The sequence below is a fragment of the Paraburkholderia franconis genome, from assembly GCF_009362735.1.
GTDB lineage: Bacteria > Pseudomonadota > Gammaproteobacteria > Burkholderiales > Burkholderiaceae > Paraburkholderia > Paraburkholderia franconis.
This window is the reverse complement of the sequence record NZ_WHNP01000168.1, coordinates 1-5,158: the sequence shown is the minus strand read 5'-3', so window position 1 is coordinate 5,158 and position 5,158 is coordinate 1. Positions and strand designations below refer to the sequence as shown.

Here is a 5,158-nt window from a genome sequence, read left to right as displayed (position 1 = left end):
CGCTGGTTTGAGCGCCGCAGCCAATCGGGAAGAAGCGTAAAGGGTGTGTTGGGGTTGTGTTGTTTGTACCGGCACAACACCGATCTCTCGACCGTCTGCGTGTCCTGCCCCCTTCGGGGGCGCGGTCCGGGTCATGCCGAAGCATTAACCATGACCGTAAAACACACCGGTTATAGGATCAAGCCTTACGGGCAATTAGTATCAGTTAGCTTAACGCATTACTGCGCTTCCACACCTGACCTATCAACGTCCTGGTCTTGAACGACCCTTCAAGGGGCTCGAAGCCCCGGGGATATCTCATCTCAAGGCGAGTTTCCCGCTTAGATGCTTTCAGCGGTTATCTCTTCCGAACATAGCTACCCGGCGATGCCACTGGCGTGACAACCGGTACACCAGAGGTTCGTCCACTCCGGTCCTCTCGTACTAGGAGCAGCCCCCTTCAAATATCCAGCGCCCACGGCAGATAGGGACCAAACTGTCTCACGACGTTTTAAACCCAGCTCACGTACCTCTTTAAATGGCGAACAGCCATACCCTTGGGACCGGCTACAGCCCCAGGATGAGATGAGCCGACATCGAGGTGCCAAACACCGCCGTCGATATGAACTCTTGGGCGGTATCAGCCTGTTATCCCCAGAGTACCTTTTATCCGTTGAGCGATGGCCCTTCCATACAGAACCACCGGATCACTATGACCTGCTTTCGCACCTGCTCGACTTGTCAGTCTCGCAGTCAAGCACGCTTATGCCATTGCACTATCAGCACGATTTCCGACCGTACCTAGCGTACCTTCGTACTCCTCCGTTACACTTTGGGAGGAGACCGCCCCAGTCAAACTGCCCACCATGCACTGTCCCCGATCCGGATCACGGACCTGGGTTAGAACCTCAAACAAACCAGGGTGGTATTTCAAGGACGGCTCCACGCAAACTGGCGTTCACGCTTCACAGCCTCCCACCTATCCTACACAAGCCGGTTCAAAGTCCAATGCAAAGCTGCAGTAAAGGTTCATGGGGTCTTTCCGTCTAGCCGCGGGGAGATTGCATCATCACAAACACTTCAACTTCGCTGAGTCTCGGGAGGAGACAGTGTGGCCATCGTTACGCCATTCGTGCAGGTCGGAACTTACCCGACAAGGAATTTCGCTACCTTAGGACCGTTATAGTTACGGCCGCCGTTTACCGGGACTTCAATCAAGAGCTTGCACCCCATCATTTAATCTTCCGGCACCGGGCAGGCGTCACACCCTATACGTCCACTTTCGTGTTTGCAGAGTGCTGTGTTTTTATTAAACAGTCGCAGCCACCAGTTTATTGCAACCCTTTCACCCTCTGCGCGCAGGCGCATCAAGCTACCAGGGCGTACCTTATCCCGAAGTTACGGTACCAGTTTGCCGAGTTCCTTCTCCCGAGTTCTCTCAAGCGCCTTAGAATACTCATCTCGCCCACCTGTGTCGGTTTGCGGTACGGTCAATGTGAAACTGAAGCTTAGAGGCTTTTCCTGGAACCCCTTCCAGTTGCTTCGCTTCCGAAGAAGCTCGCGCCACGCCCTTGAATTGCGTGCCCGGATTTGCCAGAGCACCTTCTCCAACGCAGCGACCGGGACTTCCAACACCCGGACAACCTTCCGCGATCCGTCCCCCCATCGCATTTCACACTGGTGCAGGAATATTGACCTGCTTCCCATCAGCTACGCATTTCTGCCTCGCCTTAGGGGCCGACTCACCCTACGCCGATGAACGTTGCGTAGGAAACCTTGGGCTTACGGCGAGGGGGCCTTTCACCCCCTTTATCGCTACTCATGTCAGCATTCGCACTTCCGATACCTCCAGCACACCTTGCAGTGCACCTTCGCAGGCTTACGGAACGCTCTCCTACCATGCGTGYWASCACGCATCCGCAGCTTCGGTATATGGCTTAGCCCCGTTACATCTTCCGCGCAGGACGACTCGATCAGTGAGCTATTACGCTTTCTTTAAAGGGTGGCTGCTTCTAAGCCAACCTCCTGACTGTTTTAGCCTTCCCACTTCGTTTCCCACTTAGCCATATTTGGGGACCTTAGCTGGCGGTCTGGGTTGTTTCCCTCTTGACACCGGACGTTAGCACCCGATGTCTGTCTCCCGTGATTGCACTCTTCGGTATTCGGAGTTTGCTATGGCGAGGTAATCCGCAATGGACCCCTCAACCATGACAGTGCTCTACCCCCGAAGGTGAYACACGAGGCACTACCTAAATAGTTTTCGGAGAGAACCAGCTATTTCCAGGTTTGTTTAGCCTTTCACCCCTATCCACAGCTCATCCCCTGACTTTTCAACGTCAGTGGGTTCGGACCTCCAGTACGTGTTACCGCACCTTCATCCTGGCCATGGATAGATCACCTGGTTTCGGGTCTACACCCAGCGACTATATCGCCCTGTTCGGACTCGCTTTCGCTACGCCTGCCCTAATCGGTTAAGCTCGCCACTGAATGTAAGTCGCTGACCCATTATACAAAAGGTACGCCGTCACCCCTTGCGAGGCTCCGACTGTTTGTATGCATGCGGTTTCAGGATCTGTTTCACTCCCCTCCCGGGGTTCTTTTCGCCTTTCCCTCACGGTACTGGTTCACTATCGGTCGATCACGAGTATTTAGCCTTGGAGGATGGTCCCCCCATCTTCAGACAGGATTTCACGTGTCCCGCCCTACTTGTCGTACACCCAGTTCTTCCACACTGTTTTCGCCTACGGGGCTATCACCCGCTATGGCCGCACTTTCCAGAGCGCTCGGCTAACAGTACAGATAAAGAGTACAGGCTGCTCCCATTTCGCTCGCCACTACTCTGGGAATCTCGGTTGATTTCTTTTCCTGCGGTTACTTAGATGTTTCAGTTCACCGCGTTCGCTTCACATGACCTATGGATTCAGTCATGGATGACCCATACGGGCCGGGTTTCCCCATTCGGACATCGGCGGATCAAAGCTCGTTTGCCAGCTCCCCGCCGCTTTTCGCAGGCTACCGCGTCCTTCATCGCCTGTGATCGCCAAGGCATCCACCACATGCACTTGTTCGCTTGACCCTATAACGGGTATGTCTCATCGACATGCGCCGCTACAGGCTGAGTTTTCGCGTTGTGCCGTATTCCAGGTTCGTCTTTCGATGAACTCAAAAATACTTCGATACAATCACAACCCTGACTTACCTACTCACGCCCATCTCTAAGCGCTTTCGATAAATCTCTTTACTACTTCTTCCTGATTGTTAAAGAACGACAGCCGGCATTCATCCCTGCAATACCGCACTGACTGGCGCAATTGCCAATGCGAAGCCTTCTGCATCACGCAGAACACTGTGCACTGGAAACTGGTGGAGGATGACGGGATCGAACCGACGACCCCCTGCTTGCAAAGCAGGTGCTCTCCCAGCTGAGCTAATCCCCCGCAACACCACAACCCCGGGGCAKTCGCTCTCTCACCGCAGACAACGTGGTGGGTCTGGTTGGATTCGAACCAACGACCCCCGCCTTATCAAGACGGTGCTCTAACCGACTGAGCTACAGACCCCTGAGCCTGTCTTCCAACTCAACAGCCGACAGATGTGAGCGCTCAACTCTGAACGCTTAAGCTCTGGAAAGGAGGTGATCCAGCCGCACCTTCCGATACGGCTACCTTGTTACGACTTCACCCCAGTCATGAATCCTACCGTGGTGACCGTCCTCCTTGCGGTTAGACTAGCCACTTCTGGTAAAACCCACTCCCATGGTGTGACGGGCGGTGTGTACAAGACCCGGGAACGTATTCACCGCGGCATGCTGATCCGCGATTACTAGCGATTCCAGCTTCACGCAGTCGAGTTGCAGACTGCGATCCGGACTACGATCGGTTTTCCGGGATTGGCTCCACCTCGCGGCTTCGCGACCCTCTGTTCCGACCATTGTATGACGTGTGAAGCCCTACCCATAAGGGCCATGAGGACTTGACGTCATCCCCACCTTCCTCCGGTTTGTCACCGGCAGTCTCCCTGGAGTGCTCTTGCGTAGCAACCAGGGACAAGGGTTGCGCTCGTTGCGGGACTTAACCCAACATCTCACGACACGAGCTGACGACAGCCATGCAGCACCTGTGTTACGGCTCCCTTTCGGGCACAGCCACCTCTCRGCGGCCTTCCGTACATGTCAAGGGTAGGTAAGGTTTTTCGCGTTGCATCGAATTAATCCACATCATCCACCGCTTGTGCGGGTCCCCGTCAATTCCTTTGAGTTTTAATCTTGCGACCGTACTCCCCAGGCGGTCAACTTCACGCGTTAGCTACGTTACCAAGCCAATGAAGGCCCGACAACCAGTTGACATCGTTTAGGGCGTGGACTACCAGGGTATCTAATCCTGTTTGCTCCCCACGCTTTCGTGCATGAGCGTCAGTATTGGCCCAGGGGGCTGCCTTCGCCATCGGTGTTCCTCCACATCTCTACGCATTTCACTGCTACACGTGGAATTCCACCCCCCTCTGCCATACTCCAGCGCTGCAGTCACCAATGCAGTTCCCAGGTTAAGCCCGGGGATTTCACATCGGTCTTACAGCACCGCCTGCGCACGCTTTACGCCCAGTAATTCCGATTAACGCTCGCACCCTACGTATTACCGCGGCTGCTGGCACGTAGTTAGCCGGTGCTTATTCTTCCGGTACCGTCATCCCCCCMMSGTATTARSSSGGAGGTTTTCTTTCCGGACAAAAGTGCTTTACAACCCGAAGGCCTTCTTCACACACGCGGCATTGCTGGATCAGGGTTGCCCCCATTGTCCAAAATTCCCCACTGCTGCCTCCCGTAGGAGTCTGGGCCGTGTCTCAGTCCCAGTGTGGCTGGTCGTCCTCTCAGACCAGCTACAGATCGTCGCCTTGGTAGGCCTTTACCCCACCAACTAGCTAATCTGCCATCGGCCGCCCCTTGAGCGCGAGGCCTTTCGGTCCCCCGCTTTCCTCCACAGAGCGTATGCGGTATTAATCCGGCTTTCGCCGGGCTATCCCCCACTCCAGGACACGTTCCGATGTCTTACTCACCCGTTCGCCACTCGCCGCCAGGCCGAAGCCCGCGCTGCCGTCCGACTTGCATGTGTAAGGCATGCCGCCAGCGTTCAATCTGAGCCAGGATCAAACTCTTCAGTTCAAACCTGTTACTGTTTTCGGG

General features: G+C 55.1%; 2 tRNA genes and 2 rRNA genes. All 4 read right to left on the bottom strand.

Annotated elements, in window-relative coordinates:
* Window positions 1-174 precede the first annotated feature (174 nt).
* Window positions 175-3,055: ribosomal RNA gene (locus tag GCT13_RS46870) — 23S ribosomal RNA — on the bottom strand.
* Between the two features lie 285 nt (window positions 3,056-3,340).
* Window positions 3,341-3,416, bottom strand: a tRNA-Ala gene (locus GCT13_RS46865).
* A gap of 46 nt (window positions 3,417-3,462) precedes the next feature.
* Window positions 3,463-3,539, bottom strand: a tRNA-Ile gene (locus GCT13_RS46860).
* Window positions 3,540-3,606: 67 nt separating this feature from the next.
* Window positions 3,607-5,137, bottom strand: a 16S ribosomal RNA gene (locus GCT13_RS46855).
* The 16S and 23S rRNA genes sit together here with 2 tRNA genes alongside, the layout of an rRNA operon.
* Window positions 5,138-5,158 lie beyond the last annotated feature (21 nt).